Origin of the sequence: Salinicola sp. MH3R3-1 (genome assembly GCF_001937155.1) — a bacterium.
Lineage (GTDB): Bacteria > Pseudomonadota > Gammaproteobacteria > Pseudomonadales > Halomonadaceae > Salinicola > Salinicola halophyticus.
In genome coordinates this window covers 34,896-50,945 of record NZ_MSDP01000020.1, presented here as the reverse complement: position 1 = coordinate 50,945, position 16,050 = coordinate 34,896, and the positions used below count along the sequence as shown (strand labels likewise).

The window sequence follows — 16,050 nt, the reverse complement described above, 5'->3', positions numbered from 1 at the left end:
GCAAGAATGTTGAATGGAATCGGACGAACAAGCAGATGCCGTCTCGCCGATACAGCGGTATCGGTGACAGCGAAGCGCGCGCATGAGGCACGCCGAGGGGGGCATTACGCTAGGGTGGAGTCATACCGGCAATGGTGTAACCGAATCGGTCTTGCATGAGATCGACCTTGTCGAGCGCGTCATTGAATGATCGAGAATTTTAGCGAGCGAGATTCTACCACTAACGTCGGAAGGTTCCCAGACGGAATGCTGGCATCGCCAGGTCAACGCTGGAGCGGTCGACGGCAACTCGCCGGCTCAGCGGTTGTGCGCTTCCAGAAATCGCTGCATGGCTTCGACGGTAGCATCGCTGCAGTGATGCTCGATCCCTTCGGAGTCGGCTTCGGCGACATGCGGCGGCACGCCGAGCGCCAGCAGCGTCGACAACACCAGCTGATGGCGTGCCTCGACCTTCGCCGCCAGCGTGGCGCCCTTTTCTGTCAGAAAGACGCCGCGATAGGGCCGCGCCTCGGCGAGACCGTCACGCTTGAGCCGGGCGATCACCTTGGAAACCGCGGCGGCACTGACCCCGAACCGCTCGGCCAGGTCGCTGGCGCGCGCCTCGCCGTGATCGCGATGCAGCTGCGCGATCTCTTCGACGTAATCTTCCACCAGCTCCTGCTGGTGGTCGAGACGCGTACGCTCGAAGCGCGCATAACGGGGACGTGGCGTTCCTGGCATGGTGTTCTCATCGACGGGCAGAATGATCGGCGACGGGTACCTTTGCAGCGTTCGCCCGCGCGCGTGCCTGAAAGCCTACAGCAACTCGAAGGCCAACACATAACCATTCAGCAAGATGATGATCGCGGCAATGAGACACCCCAACCCGGTCACCCAGCGGCGACTGGTCAGATTGCCCATCAGCCGATGCTGGGCCGTGAAGTGGATCAGCGGGATCAGCGCGAAGGGAATGCCGAAGCTTAGCACCACCTGGCTGGCGACCAGAACCTGCTGTTCCGGGAAGCCCAGCATGATGACAACAATGGCCGGCAGCATCGTCAACAGCCGTCGCAGCCACAGCGGAATGGTGAAGCCGACGAAGCCCTGCATCACGACCTGCCCCGCCATGGTGCCGACGATCGACGAGGACAACCCGGCCATCAGCAAGGTGAAGCCGAACAGCGTGCTCGCCAGATCGCGGTCCATCAGCGGTGCCAGTAGCTGATAGCTCTGTTCGATGGTGGCGACACCGGTACGCCCATTGTCGAAGAAGACCGAGGCGGCCAGCGCCAGCATCGACAGGTTGATGATACCGGCGATGCCCATGCCGATGATCACGTCCCAGCGGTAGTAGCGCATGGCACGCTGGCGCTCGTCGTCGGTCTTGACCTCCACCCGGCGCTGCGACAGTGACGAGTGCAGATAGATGACGTGAGGCATCACCGTCGCGCCCAGAATCCCGGCGGCCAGGAAGACGGCGTAGCCGTCCGGAAAGCCGGGCACCAGTAGCCCTTCCAGCGCCGGCGCGGCCTCGGGACGCCCCATGATGATCTGGATGACGAAACCGGCAGCCACCGCCAGCAGCATGCTGCCGATGATGATTTCCAGCAGCCGGAAGCCGAAACGCTGCATGTAGAGCGCCGCGTAGGTGATCGCGCCGGTCAGCAGCGCGCCCTCGAGCATCGACATGCCGAACAGCAGATTGAACGCCAGCGCGGCGCCGAGGAATTCGGCCAGATCGGTGGCGATCGCCACCAGCTCGGCCTGCACCCAGTAGAACCAGACCAGCGGCCGCGGGTAGCGCTCGCGAATCATCTCCGCCAGATTCCTGCCGGTGGCCAGGCCCAGCCGTACCGACAGCGTCTGGATCAGCATCGCCATCAGGTTGGCCCACAGCACCACCCACAGCAGGACATAGCCGTAGCGCGAACCCGCTTCGATATTGGTCGCGAAGTTACCCGGATCGATATACGCCACCGCCGCGATCATCGCCGGGCCAAAGAACGGCAGGAAGCGGGATAACGCCGAACGCCTGCGCGCCTTGGTCGGCGCCAGCGAGCTTTCGTCGCGGGATTCGGTCAGGGAATTCGACACATTGGCCTCTGGAAGTTACCGGCGCATCAAGACAACCGAGCCTTGGTTATCAAGTTAAACCACGGTTGACAAGATATACCCCAGTTACCAGACGCGCAACGGTGACTCCTCATGAGTTATCTCAATCGGGACGATTAGCGACAGGGCAATGCTGCCATCAGCTGGCCTAGCGCCACTGCAGAACCGGCCAACCGCGCGCTTCGGCGGTTTCGCGAAGGCGTGCATCCGGCTGGGTGGCGTGGGGATGATCGACGAATTCGAGCAAAGGCAGGTCATTGAAGGAGTCGCTGTAGCCCCAGGTTTCCCAGCCTTCGGCAAAGCCGGTGTCGTGGCTGGAGAGCCACGCTTCGAAGGCGTCGAGCTTGCCGCGCTGGTAGGTCTGAATGCCGGTGGGTTCGCCGGTGAAGCGGTCGCTGGCATCGAACTCGGGCAACGTGGCCAGCGCCCCGTCCGCACCGACGGCATGGGCGATCGGTTCCACCAGATGATGCATCGAGGCCGAAATCACCAGGGTGGCATGGCCATCCCGGCCATGCTGCTGCAGACGTTCCACCCCTTCCTGCATCAGGCGCGGGCGAACGGACGCCTCGACAAAGGCCTCGACCTGCTCGCGAACGCTCCGGCGCGAGCGACCCACGAGCGGTGCCAGCGAGAAACGCAGATGATCGGTCATGTTCAGCGTGCCGGCGTGGTACTGCTTGTCGTGTTCGCGCATTTGGTTCAGCAGAGCTTCGCCGTCCTCGACCCAGCCGCACTCGATGATCCACTCGAGCCACAGATGCGTACAGTCGCCGTCGAGCAGCGTGTCGTCGAGATCGAAGATGGCGAGCGCGGAAGGCGGACGGGGTAAATGGGAGCGTGACGTAGCCAAGCGAGACTCCGGTTCAATCGATTGAGAATGCGCTCAGGATACACGCTCGCCTCGTCACGGAAAGCGTCCGTCGGCGTCGATCACTCGTCCTTCGGCTTGGCCGCGCCGGAGAATCCCTTCATCGTCTTGAACGCCTCCATGATGTCCATCGGCAGCGGGAAGACGATCGTCGAGGCGTTCTTGTTGCTCATGTCGCTCATGGTCTGCAGATAGCGCAGCTGCAGCGCCGCCGGATTGCGCGACATGATGTCGGCCGCCTCGACCAGTTTCTCGGCCGCCTGCTGCTCGCCTTCGGCATGGATCACCTTGGCCCGCCGCTCGCGCTCGGCTTCGGCCTGGCGCGCAATCGCGCGGATCATGCTCTCGTCGAGATCGACGTGCTTGATCTCGACATTGGCCACCTTGATTCCCCAGGCCTCGGTCTGGGTATCGATGATCTCCTGGATGTCGTCGTTGAGCTTGTCCCGCTCGGAGAGCATCTCGTCGAGATCGTGCTTGCCCAGCACCGAACGCAGTGTGGTCTGGGCCAGCTGGCTGGTGGCGTTGACGTAGTTCTCGACCTGGATGATCGCCCGCTCCGGATCGACGACACGGAAATAGAGCACCGCATTGACCCGCACGGTGACGTTGTCCCGGGAGATCACGTCCTGTTCCGGCACGTCCATGGTGATCACCCGCAGGTCGACCACCTGCATTTTCTGAACCACCGGGATCAGGAAGAACAGCCCCGGCCCCTTGACGTCCTGGAAGCGACCCAGAAAGAACACCACGCCGCGGCGGTACTCCGGCAGGATCCGGACCGAGGCCAGCAACAGCAGAATCAGCAGTATCACGGGTACCAGATAGGTGAATATCATGTCGTCCCCTTCTCGTGGTCATCGTCGAAACACTCGATGTCGCCATCGGCCAGCGGTGTCACCGTGACTGTCAGTCCCTCCAGTGCCGTGACACGCAGCCGGTCGCCTTTGTGGATGTCGGCCTGACCCCGTGCCCGCCAGCGCTCGCCATGCAGCAGCACCTTGCCGCGGCCGGCAGAGAAATCGCCAAGCGCCACGGTCTCGGCACCGATCAGCTCCTCGCGACCGGTCAACGGGACGCGTCGGCGCACCTTTATCAAGCGCATCACCGCCCACAGCAGGAAACCGGCGGCGATCAGCGCGGTGCCGCCGATCAGCGGCCATGCCGCCGCGCTGTTGGCTTCGTCCATCAGCAATACCGACCCGATCACGAAAGCGGCGATGCCGCCGGCACCGAGCGCCCCGAAGCTGGGCAGAAAGGCCTCGCCGACAATCATCACCAGACCCAGCAGTACCAATCCCAGCCCGGCCAGATCGATCGACAGCACCTGGAAGGCAAACAGCCCCACCAGCAGACTGATACCGCCGACGACGCCCGGCACCAGGGTGCCCGGGCTGGCGAGCTCGAATACCAGCCCGTAGAAGCCGATCACCAGCAGGCCATAAGCCACGACGGGATTGGCGATCAGCGACAGCAGCGCCGTGCGCCAATCCGGCCCTTCGCGAACGCGTTCGATGTCCTGAGTCGAAAGCGTCGTGACGCCGTCTGCCAGCGCCACCTGCCTGCCGTCCAGCTGCGCCATCAGATCGTCGAGATCCGATGCCACCACGTCGATGACGTTGCGATCGAGCGCGTCCTGCGCATTGAGATTGGCTGCCTCGCGCACCGCCTGCTCGGCCCAGTCGGCGTTACGCCCGTGACGCTCGGCGTAGCCGCGGATCGTGGCCACCGCATCTTCGATCATTTTCCTGTGCATCGCCTGGCTATTGGTATCCTCGCCCTCGCCACCCAACGTCACCGGCGTTGCCGAACCCAGATGCGTTCCCGGCGCCATCGCCGCTACGGGGCTGGCGTAGAGCAGGTAGGTGCCGGCACTGGCTGCCCGCGCCCCGCTGGGCGTGACGTAGGTCACTACCGGCACCTTGGCGGAGAGGATCGTCTGGGCCAGCCGGCGCATCGACTCGACCTGCCCGCCCGGCGTGTCGAGTTCGATGACGAGCAGTTCGGCGTTGTTCGATTCGGCCCGCCGGATGCCGCGTTCGACGTAATCCCGCGTCGCCGGATTGATACTGTCATCCAGGGTCAGCACCAGCGCCTGCTTCGTGTCGGGTGACTGTGCGAGTACCGCGAGCGCCAGCAAAGAACCCGCCAACAGACAGACGAGCCAGCCGAGGCACCGCCAGCGGCGGGTCGAGAACCTGCGCGTGTCGACCGTCGAATTGATCATACCTGCAGCGTAGCCAGTTTCCGGCGTCCGCGCCGTTAGACGCTGGTCGTGCCGATCAGCCTGTCGCACTCCCGTTTGCAGCATGATGCCGCTGACGAATGCCGACGTGTTTCCTGCGATTTTTTTTGTCACCATGAGCGCGCCACGATGGCAAAATCCATAGACACCCTCACCGTAGTGTCCGATAACGCCGGGAAGCCACATCATGCGTCTGGACTACGTTGGACCACTGCCCGAGCCGGTGGGCTTTCTGCTGATTCCGCGCTTTTCGATGATGGCGTTCTTCTCGGCGGTCGAGCCGCTGCGGATCGCCAATCGACTGGCCGGTCAGGAGCTCTATCGCTGGACGCTGATCAGCGAGGACGGTCAGCCGGTGACCGCCAGCAACGACATGACGCTGCTCGTCGATTGCGGGCTCTCCGATGCGCCCTCCTTGCCGACGCTCGCGGTCTGCGCCGGCTTCGAACCCGAACGCGACCACTCGCGCCGGCTCTCGCAATGGCTGCATCGCCAGGCCAGCGAAGGCTGCCTGCTGGGCGGCATCGACACCGGTCCGCTGATACTGGCGGAGGTCGGGCTGCTCGAGGGCCATCGTCTGACTCTCCACTGGGAAAGCCTGCCGGCCTTCCGCGAACGTTTTCCCGGGCTCGATGCCGTGGAATCGCTGTTCGAGATCGACGCTCGCCGGTTCAGCTGCGCCGGCGGCGCTGCCGCCATGGACATGACCCTGAGCATGATCGCCAGCCGTCACGGTCAGGCCCTGGCCGACGATATTTCCGAACAGCTGATTCACGCCCGCCTGCGCCCGCGCCAGGACCATCAACGGCTTCCACTGGCAAAACGGCTAGGCACCCATCGCCGTCCGCTGGTCGATGCCGTCGCGCTGATGGAACAGCATCTCGAGCAGCCATTATCGATGGCGGCGCTCAGCGAGCGGATCGGCCTGTCGTTGCGCCAACTCCAGCGTCTGTTTGTGGACGAACTCGGCAAGCGCCCGCGGGATTACTATCTCGAACTGCGTCTGGACCGCGCCAGACATCTGCTGGAAGAGACCGACCGCGACATCCTGAGCATCGGCCTGGCCTGTGGCTTCAGCTCGGCTTCGAGTTTCTCGCGCGCCTATCGCCAGCACTCTCGACAACCGCCTAGCGCCTCGCGAAGGCGTGCCGAACTTCCAATGCCTGACGCGGATTAGGGCCAATAACCTCAAAAAAATGGCGTTTTAGGTCAATTTCGCCACCGGCTCATCGGCCACGCTGATTCGATTCCTATCAGCGAGCCTCCGGAGCCTCCATGTCAGCCGATCCCGACTCTCGATCCCTGCACCATTCTCGAGTCTCGTCTCAATCCGAGACCCAGTCTCGATCTCAGCCTTTGCCCGCCACTCCGGATTTCGACGCCTGGCCGGTCGAGGTCGCCATCACCGCGATCGATCACGATCCGCAGATCTTGAACGTGACCTGGCAGGACGGCAGCCAGAGCCGCTATCACAGTATCTGGCTGCGCGAGAACGCCGCCGACGACAGCACCGTGAATCCGGCGACGCGGGAGCGGATCCTCGATCTTTCCCGGCTGGAGGCATGGCCCACGATCGAGCACGCCAAATTGGAAGCCAATGGCGCGATCACGATCGACTTCCTGCCCGAACGACGCCGGCTATCGTTCCACCCCGGCTGGCTGCGAGCCCACGATTACGCCAACCTCGTCGAGCACGAGCTCCCGTTGGTGCCACGGACGCTGTGGCTGGGGTCGGATCGCGAGGAACCGACCACGCTCGACGCGACCGGCTGGATGGAAAGAGATCACGACGCGACGAGCGTCGACTCGCTGCCGAAACAGGCGCTGGAGGCGGTGATCGGCGAGGGGCTGGTCCGACTTCGCAATCTGCCCACGGCGCCTGGCAGTCTGGATGCCATCGCCCGGCGAATCGGCCCGCCGCGACCGACCAATTTCGGCAATCTGTTCGATGTCCGCGCCAAGCCGGATCCGGATTCCAACGCTTACACCTCGCTCGCCCTGCCGCCCCACGTCGATCTGCCGACGCGGGAGTACCAGCCGGGTCTACAGCTGTTGCACTGCCTGGAGAACGATACCGTCGGCGGCGAAGCAGTGATGATGGACGGATTTGCCGTGGCCGAAGCGCTGCGCGAACGTCATCCGGCGCACTTTGCCACGCTGACCCGGGTGCGCTGGTGCTATGCCAATACCGCCAGGACCAGCGACTACGTCTGGTTCGATCCGATGATCAAGCTCGATGCTCGCGGCGAGTTTGATGAAGTCCGCATCGCCGACTTCCTGCGCGGCCCGCTGATGGCACCGTTCGACGACGTGGAACCCGCCTACGCGGCGCTGATGACGCTTCAAAGTCTGCTACGCGAGCCCGAGTTCGCGCTGCGCTTCAGCTACGCTCCCGGCGATCTGGTGATCTTTGACAACCGGCGCCTGCTCCACGCCCGGGACGCCTTCGATGTCAGCCAGGGCGGCAGTCGTTGGTTGCAAGGGTGTTATCTGGAACGCGATGAGGCTCGCTCGCGCCTGCGCATGCTGAAGCGCGCCGAGCGCCAGGCGCGGCTGGAAGACGCCTGAGCCCGGAGCCCGACCCATTCCTCCCAAAACGCAAAGACCCCGCTGTTTCCAGCGGGGTCGATGGTGTTTCAAACAGCCGGGGAAACGGTCAGCGCCGGATCCCGATCTTGCGGCCGGCTGCCTTCGGCCATTCGTCTCCGGCTTTCGGTAGCGCCTCGACGCTCGCGGCCACCGGCTCGGGGAAGGCGCCAGGGCGACCGCTTTCGATGTCGATCCCCATCAGCATCTGCTCGCTGGTCGCAAGGGTATCGCCATCGGCGTTAGTCAGCGTGAACAGCACGTGCAGGCGCTTGGCGTCGCTGTCGAGCAGCATCAGCGCCACGCTCAGCGCTTCGCCGCGATGCGCCTGCTGGCGATAGCAGAGATGGGTTTCGAGGGTATAGATCGTGTAGCCGTGCTCGGCGCGACCCGCCTCGTCGAGACCGACGCGATCCATCAACGCCTCCACCGCCAGCGAAAACACGCGGGCGTATTCGGCATCGTTCATGTGGCCGTTATAGTCGACCCAGGCGTCCTGCACCCGGGTCTTGAACAGCGGATCATCCGGAATCGTGGTCATCAGAGGCGCCTCGCTCATCAAATCCGTCTCGTTCATTAAATCCGGCCCTGGAGCCCTTCGGCTTCCGGCCAGTATTTCTGCGTCAGTTCGAGCAGCTCGGTCAGGAACGCATCGCGGCGCGTCTCGAGCTCGGCGACGCTGCGCCCGGCGGCCTGATGCTCGCAACCATCTGCGACTTTATCGATCAGCTCCTCGGTCAGCTCCGGCGCTTCCAGCTTGGTCCACGGCAGTTTCAGCGCCGGGCCGAACTGGTGAAGCATGTGGCGCATGCCGCCGTCGCCGCCGGCCAGATGGAACGTCAGGAAGGTTCCCATCAACGACCAGCGCAGGCCGCAACCGTAGACCACGGCGGCATCGATCTCTTCGGTGGTTGCCACGCCATCGTTGACCAGATGCAGCGCCTCGCGCCACAGCGCTTCCATCAAGCGGTCGGCGACATGGCCTTCGATCTCGCGACGCACCACCAGCGGGCGCATGCCCAGTGCGGCGTACTGTGCCTGGGCGCGCTCGATCACCACCGGCGCGGTGTGCTCGCCACCCACCAGCTCCACCAGCGGCAGCAGATAGACCGGGTTGAACGGGTGCGCCACGATCACGCGCCCCGGGGCCCGGGTGCAGGCGGACTGCAGATCGCTCGGCTTGATACCCGAGGTCGACGAACCGATCACCACGTCCAGCGGCGCCAACGCGTCGAGCTGGCTCAGCACGTCGTGTTTGAGCGCCAGCCGTTCCGGCACGTTCTCCTGGATCAGCTCGGCCCCTTCTGCCGCGGCCTCCAGGGAATCGACGAAGGTCAGCGCCTGCGGGTCGGCGTCATCGGCCAGCCCGAGCCGTTCGAGCGACGGCCAGGCGCGCTCGACGAACGCACGGGTGCGCTCTGGTGCGGCGGGGTCGAGGTCGAAGGCGGTGACCCGGCAGCCGGCAGCCAGGGCGCGGGCGATCCAGCCGTTGCCGATCACGCCGGTACCGATCACAGCGACATTGCGGGGAAGTTCGGAAGTAGTCATGGATACCTCGCGGGAATAAGGGAAGATGTGAAACCGCACGCTCGGCGGCATCGAGCGCGCGATCGCGATGGGCGAAGCGAGCGACGCGCTAGAGGTTCAAGCAGCCGGAGGGGGTTTACAAAGTCGGCGAGCGAGGACAAGACAAGGCAAAATCGGCCGAAAAACGGACCGGGCTGGCGCTCCAGTTTACACGGGGGTAAATGAGCATTTTAAGGCCGATTTTAACGCCGTATTGTCGAGCGCAGGCAGTTTGTAAACCTCCTCTCAGGGCTTGCGCAGCGCGAGCGACTCCCGCGTCTGCGCCGGCGTCTGCACCTTGCCGCCGAGGTTTTCGGCGATCGTCACTGCGCGCTCGACCAGTTGGGCGTTACTGGCGAAGACGCCCTTGCTCAGGTAGAGGTTGTCTTCCAGGCCAACACGCATGTGCCCACCCATGATCATCGACTGCGCCGCCATCGGGAACTGCTGACGACCGATGCCGAAAGCCGACCAGATCGCGTTTTCCGGCAGCTTGTTGCGCATCGCCAGCATGGTTTCGGTATCGGCTTCGGCGCCCCAGGGAATGCCCAGGCAGAGCTGGAACAGCGGATCGCCGTCGATCAGGCCTTCCTCGACCAGCTGACGCGCGAACCAGACATGGCCCAGATCGAAGCACTCAAGCTCCGGCTTGACCCCGGCCTGCTGGATCAGGCGCGCATGCTCGCGCAGCCAGTCGGCGGTGTTGAGATAGACCATGTCGCCGAAGTTGAGGCTGCCGCAGTCCAGCGTGCACAGCTCCGGCAGCAGCTCGCCCACCGGATGATGACGTTCGGCCGCGGTCTGCAGATCGGTACCTTCGAGGCCGTGAATCACGCCGTCACGAATCTCGGGAAAGAGATCGCCACCGCCGCCGGCGGTAATGTTGATCACCGCATCCACGTCGGATTCGCGGATACGCTCGACGACTTCACGGAAGTGATCCGTCGAGTGGCTGACACCGCCGGTTTCCGGGTCGCGCACGTGAAGATGGACAATGCTGGCGCCGGCGCGGGCGGCGTCCAGCGCGCTGTCGGCGATCTGCTTGGGCGTGACCGGAAGATCCGGGTGCTTGCCGGCAGTGTCGCCGGCACCGGTTACGGCACAGGTCAAAATGACGTCGCGGTTCATAAGATAACCTCTCGGTCCGACCCCGAGCCGTCAGCAGCCCGGAGCAATGGTTGAGCGCACCGGATGGTGCGTTGCGATGGACCCATTGTGGGTGCCGAACCGGCGCATCGGTTGCCATGAAACGCCGCGAACTTGACTCCGAACGACGACCGCTAATCGGCAACGACGCACGCTAACTCCAAGCAGCGACCGCTAATCGGAAACGACGCCCCGCTCACGGCGAGCGTTTGCCACGCTGTGCCGTGGTTCGTGGCGACTCCCCGAACCGCTCGCGATAGACCCGGGAAAAATGCGCGGGCTGGCCGAACCCGGCCGCCAGCGCGGCCTGGGTCACGCTGGTACGGCTATCGGCGAGAATCTGCTGGGCGCGGTCGAGACGCAGCGAGAGATAGCGCCCTTTCGCCGTCTCGCCCCGGTAGCGCTGGAAGAGTCGGTTGAGCTGACGCTGGGATTGGCCGATTCGCTGGCATATGTCGGGAATCGTCAACGGCTGCGCCAGATGGTCCTCCATGATCGCTTCCGCCCGGCGAACGCTGCGGGGGCAATACGCCGAGCCGATATCGACGTTACGCTCATCGTCGATACGTGGTTCGAGACGGGAATGGACCAGCTGGCGGCTCAGGGCAGTCACCAGATTGGCGCCGTGTTCGCGCTCGATGAAGGCCATCATCAGGTCGAGGCTTGCCGCCCCGCCGCCACCGGTCAGGCGCTGTCGATCGAAGCGGTAGCGCGCATCGCTGAGTGCCAGTGTCGGAAACTCCTCGACGAACGCCGGGGCACTTTCCCAGTGCAGTGCCGTCTCATAGCCTTCCAGCAATCCGGCTCGCGCCAGGATGAAGGCGCCGGTGTCGAGTGCGGCGAGCAGCCCGCCGTGGGCGGCAACCCGGCGCAGCACGACCCACTGTGAAGGCGCTACGGTCGCCTCGGCTTCATAGGAAGCGATGACGAACAGATTATCGAAGATTGGCGTTTCACCCAGTGCAGCGTCGACGTCGACGGTCACGCCGTTGCTGGCGGTCACCGCTTCACCGTCGTTGGAGAACAGCCGCCAGGCGAACAGCGAACGACCGAATCGGTTGGCGACGCGCAGCGGCTCGAGCAGACAATAGAGCGTCAGCATCGAGAATTTGGGCAGCAGCCAGAGATTGACCGTGATGTCCGCTTCGTCCGGCGAAAGCACGGGCGGCAGGTCGGGGCGCGGATAGAGCCATTGCGGCGTCGGATGATCGGTCATGGCGAAAATCCTCGCTGATACGGCCAAAAAACTCAAATCGCCTCGCGTCATACCTCATAGGGTGTCAACACACTGAGACACCAAGAGATGTCGCCATGGACGTTTTCGTCGAGATCATTCCGGAAACCCACGCCCGCCAGTTGAGAGTGATCGTGGATAACCGGGAGACGCGGCTCCACGCGCTGTGGCTGCGCGAGCGCTCGCCGGATGCCGAGACCCTCGATCCGCGCACCGGTCAGCGTCTGATCGAGGCCGCGGCGCTGCCGCTGGACCTGGCACTGGTCGAGGCGAGCTGCCGCGGCGACCGGATCCATCTCGCGTTCAGCGATGGCCATCACGCCGATTTTGCCCTGGGCGACCTTGTTCCCGCGTCGTCGGACGTGATCCACGAACACTGGGATGCATCGTTGGCCGAACTGCCCAGCGCCGATTTCGAGCGCGCCCTCGAGGATGACGGGGCGTTGGCCGCGATGCTGGAATCGCTCGAGCGTTACGGTTTCGTCAAGGTCCGCGGCGTGCCGTTGACGCTCGACGGGATGATGCCGCTGGTGGAGCGCCTGGGGCCACTGCGCCGTACCAATTGGGGCGGCATCGCCGACGTCAAATCGATCGCCGATGCCTATGATCTGACCATGACCCAGCGCGGGCTCGAGCCGCATACCGACAACCCCTACCGCGATCCGATCCCGGGTTATATCTGGCTGCACTGCCTGAGCAACGCCGATAGCGGCGGCGACAGCACGTTGGCCGACGGCTTCATGGCCGCCGAGCGGCTGCGTCGACAAGATCCCGACGCTTTTGATTGCCTGACCCGGATCTCGACGCGGTTCCGCTACGTCGACGACAGCGCGCATCTGGTAAGCGAAGGCCCCTTGATCGAACTCGATAGCCGGGGCGAAGTGGTCCGGGTGCGCTACAACAATCGCACCGAGCGCATCCCCCCGCTGCCGCCCGAGCAGCTGGAGCGTTACTACGCTGCCCGGCGCGCGTTCTTCGCGCTGATCACCGACCCAGAACTGACGCTGACCCCCAAACTGGCACCGGGAGAGATGCTGATCATGGACAACTACCGGCTGTTGCATGGGCGAACCGCGTTCCGGCTCAGCCAGGGCGTTCGTCATCTGCGCCAGGGCTACGTCGATCGCGATACCACCGCCAGCCGACGCCTGATCTTGCGCCGCCAGCCCTCGATCCACCAGCCCGACGCCCCTTCATCTTCGCTGCAGGAGTCCGCATGAGCGCCAACTTCACCCGTTTCGATAACAGCCAGGCGGAGGACTGGCGCGAGATCGACGCGCACTTTCGTGACTATCGCGAAGGCGTCGTCGAGCGCGTCGTCACGCATCTGCTGCGCCTCGAGGGCGATACCCACGGCTATCCGGTCGATCGCTACACCCACTGCCTGCAGACGGCGACCCGCGCCGAACGCGCCGGCGCCGACGACGAAACCATCGTCTGCGCCCTGCTCCACGATATCGGCGACGACCTGGCGCCGGACAATCACGCCGAGATCGCGGCGGCGATCCTGGAACCGTTCATCGACCCGTTGAACGTGTGGATGATTCGTCATCACGAGCTGTTTCAGGGCTATCATTATCGCCACTTCTACGGCCTGGACCGCCACGTTCGCGACGACTACCGCGGTCATCCCGGCTACGAACGCACGGTGCGTTTCTGCGACGAGTGGGACCAGACCTCGTTCGATCCCGACTACGACACGCTTCCCCTCGAGCACTTCCGCCCGCTGCTCGAGCGGGTGCTGGCGCGCCCGCCGTACGAAGGCGAAGGTCTGCCCAGCGTGGCGACCGGCTGAGCCCAGCGCTGGCTGGCCGTAACGCCTTGCTCTCACAACAACGACCTACTCTCACAACGATCTGCTTTCACAACAACGACCAGCTCTCACGACAACGATCTGCTTTACATAACGACCTACTCTACACAACGACGAGGAGTCACCATGACACTGCGCCCCGCGCTTCTGGCCGCCACGCTACTGCCGCTATCGCTGATGACCGTATCGATGGCGGTTTTCGCTCAGAGCCCGCAGCATGACAAGGCCGACAGCGTCAATTTCGTCGTTCCGCCGTGGCCCGGCGTCACCGTCAAGACCGAGGTTTTCAGCCAGTTGATCGCACCGCTCGGCTACGACAGCGAGACCCAGGAGGTCAGCAGCACGGTCGGCTATCAGACGCTCCAGACCGGCGATAGCGACGTGTTCCTGGCCGGCTGGATCCCGGCCCAGCAGGAGAGCCATGACGAGGCCATGGCCAGTGGCAAGATCGAGGATCTCGGCAACAACGTCACCGGCGCGCGGATGGGCTTCGCGGTGCCGGGTTACGTCTACGACGCGGGGATCCACAGCGCCGAGGACCTGGACGCACATCGCGACCGCTTCGACGGCCGCTTCTATTCGATCGAATCCGGCTCGACGGTCAGCACCTTCATTCATGACGCGCAGGACCAGGACGTCTACGGCCTAGGCGACTGGCAGATCCTCGACTCCTCGACGCCGGGCATGCTGTCGGAAGTGAAAGCGGCCTATGAGGCCAAGCGCTGGATCGTCTGGTACGGCTGGACCCCGCACTGGATGGCGCCGGCCTACGACATGCACATTCTCGATGATCCTGAGTCCGTCTACGGCCCCGACAACGGCAAGAGCGACGTGCGCACCATCGTCAACAAGGACTTCGCCGAGGCCAATCCGAATCTGCTCAAGCTGCTCGAGCAGTTCACGCTGACCGCTGACGAACAGAGCGAATTCATCGACGGTTACGGGCGTCAGGAACGCTCGGCCAGGGATGTCGCCCGCCAATGGTTGCAGGATCATCCCGAGCGAGTTGCCGAGTTCCTCGACGGCGTCAAGACGCGCGATGGCCAACCGGCGCTGGACGCCGTCGAAGCCAGCCTGCGATAAATCCGCCAGATTGCCCGAGAACTCGGGATCAGGGTTGAGCGACTGCCAGCCGCCGGACGGGATCTCGCCATCCGGCGGCTGTTCGTCGGGACGCGTAACCGTTAGTCTGCTCTGTTATCAGTAGGCTTTCGATTCGCGACCTGGGAACCGCCATGAACTATTCCGCCCTGACACAGCGCATCGCCGGCGAAGGCGCCAGCGCCTGGAACATCCACTTTCGCGCCAAGGCGCGCCAGGCCCGCGGTGAAGACGTCATCATCCTGTCGGTGGGCGATCCCGATTTCGACACGCCGCCCTCCATCGTCGACGCCGCCGTGACCAGTCTGCGCAGCGGCGCCACTCATTACGCCGATGTACAGGGCAAGCTGGCGCTGCGCGAGCGTATTGCCACCTTTCACCGTGCCCACGGCGGCCACGCAGACGCGAGCGCGGACAATGTCGCCGTGCTCGCCGGCGCGCAGTGCGGCCTCTATGCCACGGCGCAGTGCCTGCTCGACCCGGATGACGAGGTGATTATTCCCGAACCGGCCTACGTCACCTATGAAGCCGTGGTCCAGGCCACTGGCGCCGTGCCGGTCTGGGTCCCGTTGCCTGCCGACGAGGGCTTCCAGCCGCGGACGGCCGACATCGCCGCGGCGATCACCCCGCGTACCAAGGCGATCCTGATCAACAGCCCGCACAATCCCACCGGCCAGTGCCTGACGCCGGCGATGTGGGAGTCGATCGCCACGCTGTGTCGCGAGCGAGATCTATGGTTGATCGTCGATGCCGTCTACGCCGATCTGATCTTCGAGGGCGAGCACGCAAGCCCCGATCGCCTGCCGGGCATGCGCGAGCGCACTGTGGTGATCAGCAGTCTGTCGAAATCCCACGCCATGACTGGGTGGCGGCTCGGCTGGGTCGTCGGCCCGCCGGCGTTGATGTCGCATCTGGTCAATCTCGCGCTCTGCATGCTCTACGGCTGTCAGCCGTTCATTCAGGACGCCGCCATCGCCGCGTTCGACGAGCCACCGGCGGCACTCGCCACGATGCGCGAGACCTACCGCCAGCGCCGCGATGCGGTGGTCGAGACGCTACGCGATAGCGAGGTGGTTGCCACGCTGCCGCCAGCCGCCGGGATGTTCATGATGATCGATATCCGCGCCACCGGTCTCAGCACGCACGCCTTCGCCGATCGTCTCCTCGATGAACACGGGGTCTCGGTACTCGCGGGCGAGGCTTTCGGCCCTTCCGCTGGGGGTTTCGTGCGGCTGAGCCTGACCGTGGACGCCGAGCGTCTGCGCGAGGCGTGCCGACGGATCGAACGCTGCGCCCAGGAGTGCCAGGGCGAATCCCGGCTGGCGGCCCGGCCGCTCGACGGCATGACAACCTGACGCGAAAACCGCACAATATCGCGATCACGACATCGTCAAAGA

General features: G+C 64.3%; 15 protein-coding genes. 6 read left to right on the top strand and 9 right to left on the bottom strand.

The window, feature by feature from the left end:
• Positions 1-297: 297 nt before the first annotated feature.
• The 5 genes from mntR to BTW08_RS13210 all read right to left on the bottom strand — a co-directional run bounded on the left by mntR (position 298) and on the right by BTW08_RS13210 (position 5,189).
• Positions 298-720 (bottom strand): manganese-binding transcriptional regulator MntR, encoded by a 423-nt coding sequence (mntR, locus tag BTW08_RS13230; protein WP_075563000.1) that lies wholly within the window; start codon positions 718-720, stop codon positions 298-300.
• A 75-nt stretch (positions 721-795) separates the two neighbouring features.
• A complete protein-coding gene (locus BTW08_RS13225) occupies positions 796-2,073 on the bottom strand; it encodes an Nramp family divalent metal transporter (protein WP_168170663.1) in 1,278 nt (425 codons plus the stop codon).
• Positions 2,074-2,239: 166 nt separating this feature from the next.
• Positions 2,240-2,944 (bottom strand): HAD-IB family hydrolase, encoded by a 705-nt coding sequence (locus BTW08_RS13220; RefSeq protein WP_075562999.1) that lies wholly within the window; start codon positions 2,942-2,944, stop codon positions 2,240-2,242.
• Positions 2,945-3,024: 80 nt separating this feature from the next.
• Positions 3,025-3,801 carry a slipin family protein gene (locus BTW08_RS13215; protein WP_075562998.1) on the bottom strand — a complete coding sequence of 259 codons (777 nt, stop codon included), beginning with the start codon at positions 3,799-3,801 and terminating at the stop codon, positions 3,025-3,027.
• Complete coding sequence (locus BTW08_RS13210) at positions 3,798-5,189, bottom strand: nodulation protein NfeD (protein WP_075562997.1); 1,392 nt, start codon at positions 5,187-5,189, stop codon at positions 3,798-3,800. The genes BTW08_RS13215 and BTW08_RS13210 overlap by 4 nt, the downstream gene beginning before the upstream one ends.
• Positions 5,190-5,394: 205 nt before the next feature.
• Here BTW08_RS13210 and BTW08_RS13205 point away from each other — a divergent pair, with 205 nt between their 5' ends.
• Both BTW08_RS13205 and BTW08_RS13200 read left to right on the top strand, forming a co-directional pair.
• Entirely contained in the window at positions 5,395-6,384 is a 990-nt protein-coding gene (locus BTW08_RS13205; protein WP_075562996.1) for a GlxA family transcriptional regulator, read from the top strand.
• A gap of 98 nt (positions 6,385-6,482) precedes the next feature.
• On the top strand, positions 6,483-7,775 hold the full coding sequence (locus BTW08_RS13200; RefSeq protein ID WP_083627864.1) for a TauD/TfdA family dioxygenase: 1,293 nt from the start codon (positions 6,483-6,485) through the stop codon (positions 7,773-7,775).
• A gap of 88 nt (positions 7,776-7,863) precedes the next feature.
• Here BTW08_RS13200 and BTW08_RS13195 read toward each other — a convergent pair whose 3' ends face one another.
• The 4 genes from BTW08_RS13195 to BTW08_RS13180 form a co-directional block, all read right to left on the bottom strand.
• Complete coding sequence (locus BTW08_RS13195; RefSeq protein ID WP_075563077.1) at positions 7,864-8,352, bottom strand: thioesterase family protein; 489 nt, start codon at positions 8,350-8,352, stop codon at positions 7,864-7,866.
• A 17-nt stretch (positions 8,353-8,369) separates the two neighbouring features.
• The gene (locus BTW08_RS13190) at positions 8,370-9,341 is read right to left on the bottom strand and encodes a 3-hydroxyacyl-CoA dehydrogenase NAD-binding domain-containing protein (protein WP_075562994.1); all 972 of its coding nucleotides are present in this window, start codon (positions 9,339-9,341) and stop codon (positions 8,370-8,372) included.
• A 264-nt stretch (positions 9,342-9,605) separates the two neighbouring features.
• Entirely contained in the window at positions 9,606-10,487 is an 882-nt protein-coding gene (locus BTW08_RS13185; RefSeq protein ID WP_075562993.1) for a 3-keto-5-aminohexanoate cleavage protein, read from the bottom strand.
• A 214-nt stretch (positions 10,488-10,701) separates the two neighbouring features.
• A complete protein-coding gene (locus tag BTW08_RS13180) occupies positions 10,702-11,721 on the bottom strand; it encodes a GlxA family transcriptional regulator (protein ID WP_083627863.1) in 1,020 nt (339 codons plus the stop codon).
• 95 nt (positions 11,722-11,816) lie between these two features.
• Between BTW08_RS13180 and BTW08_RS13175 the strand changes: the two genes are divergently transcribed.
• From BTW08_RS13175 to BTW08_RS13160, 4 genes are all read left to right on the top strand, one after another.
• Complete coding sequence (locus BTW08_RS13175) at positions 11,817-12,959, top strand: TauD/TfdA family dioxygenase (RefSeq protein WP_075562992.1); 1,143 nt, start codon at positions 11,817-11,819, stop codon at positions 12,957-12,959.
• Positions 12,956-13,534 carry an HD domain-containing protein gene (locus BTW08_RS13170; protein ID WP_075562991.1) on the top strand — a complete coding sequence of 193 codons (579 nt, stop codon included), beginning with the start codon at positions 12,956-12,958 and terminating at the stop codon, positions 13,532-13,534. Before BTW08_RS13175 ends, BTW08_RS13170 begins: the two co-directional genes overlap by 4 nt.
• A gap of 144 nt (positions 13,535-13,678) precedes the next feature.
• Complete coding sequence (locus BTW08_RS13165; RefSeq protein ID WP_083627862.1) at positions 13,679-14,635, top strand: ABC transporter substrate-binding protein; 957 nt, start codon at positions 13,679-13,681, stop codon at positions 14,633-14,635.
• 152 nt (positions 14,636-14,787) lie between these two features.
• A complete protein-coding gene (locus BTW08_RS13160) occupies positions 14,788-16,008 on the top strand; it encodes an aminotransferase class I/II-fold pyridoxal phosphate-dependent enzyme (RefSeq protein WP_075562990.1) in 1,221 nt (406 codons plus the stop codon).
• Positions 16,009-16,050: the final 42 nt, after the last annotated feature.

Coding starts and splice junctions, on each gene's coding strand:
- BTW08_RS13215 (WP_075562998.1), bottom strand. CDS start 3,801: ATGATATTCACCTATCTGGTACCCGTGATACTGCTGATTCTGCTGTTG.
- BTW08_RS13195 (WP_075563077.1), bottom strand. CDS start 8,352: ATGAGCGAGGCGCCTCTGATGACCACGATTCCGGATGATCCGCTGTTC.
- BTW08_RS13210 (WP_075562997.1), bottom strand. CDS start 5,189: ATGATCAATTCGACGGTCGACACGCGCAGGTTCTCGACCCGCCGCTGG.
- BTW08_RS13185 (WP_075562993.1), bottom strand. CDS start 10,487: ATGAACCGCGACGTCATTTTGACCTGTGCCGTAACCGGTGCCGGCGAC.
- BTW08_RS13160 (WP_075562990.1), top strand. CDS start 14,788: ATGAACTATTCCGCCCTGACACAGCGCATCGCCGGCGAAGGCGCCAGC.
- BTW08_RS13165 (WP_083627862.1), top strand. CDS start 13,679: ATGACACTGCGCCCCGCGCTTCTGGCCGCCACGCTACTGCCGCTATCG.
- BTW08_RS13205 (WP_075562996.1), top strand. CDS start 5,395: ATGCGTCTGGACTACGTTGGACCACTGCCCGAGCCGGTGGGCTTTCTG.
- BTW08_RS13170 (WP_075562991.1), top strand. CDS start 12,956: ATGAGCGCCAACTTCACCCGTTTCGATAACAGCCAGGCGGAGGACTGG.
- mntR (WP_075563000.1), bottom strand. CDS start 720: ATGCCAGGAACGCCACGTCCCCGTTATGCGCGCTTCGAGCGTACGCGT.
- BTW08_RS13190 (WP_075562994.1), bottom strand. CDS start 9,341: ATGACTACTTCCGAACTTCCCCGCAATGTCGCTGTGATCGGTACCGGC.
- BTW08_RS13180 (WP_083627863.1), bottom strand. CDS start 11,721: ATGACCGATCATCCGACGCCGCAATGGCTCTATCCGCGCCCCGACCTG.
- BTW08_RS13200 (WP_083627864.1), top strand. CDS start 6,483: ATGTCAGCCGATCCCGACTCTCGATCCCTGCACCATTCTCGAGTCTCG.
- BTW08_RS13175 (WP_075562992.1), top strand. CDS start 11,817: ATGGACGTTTTCGTCGAGATCATTCCGGAAACCCACGCCCGCCAGTTG.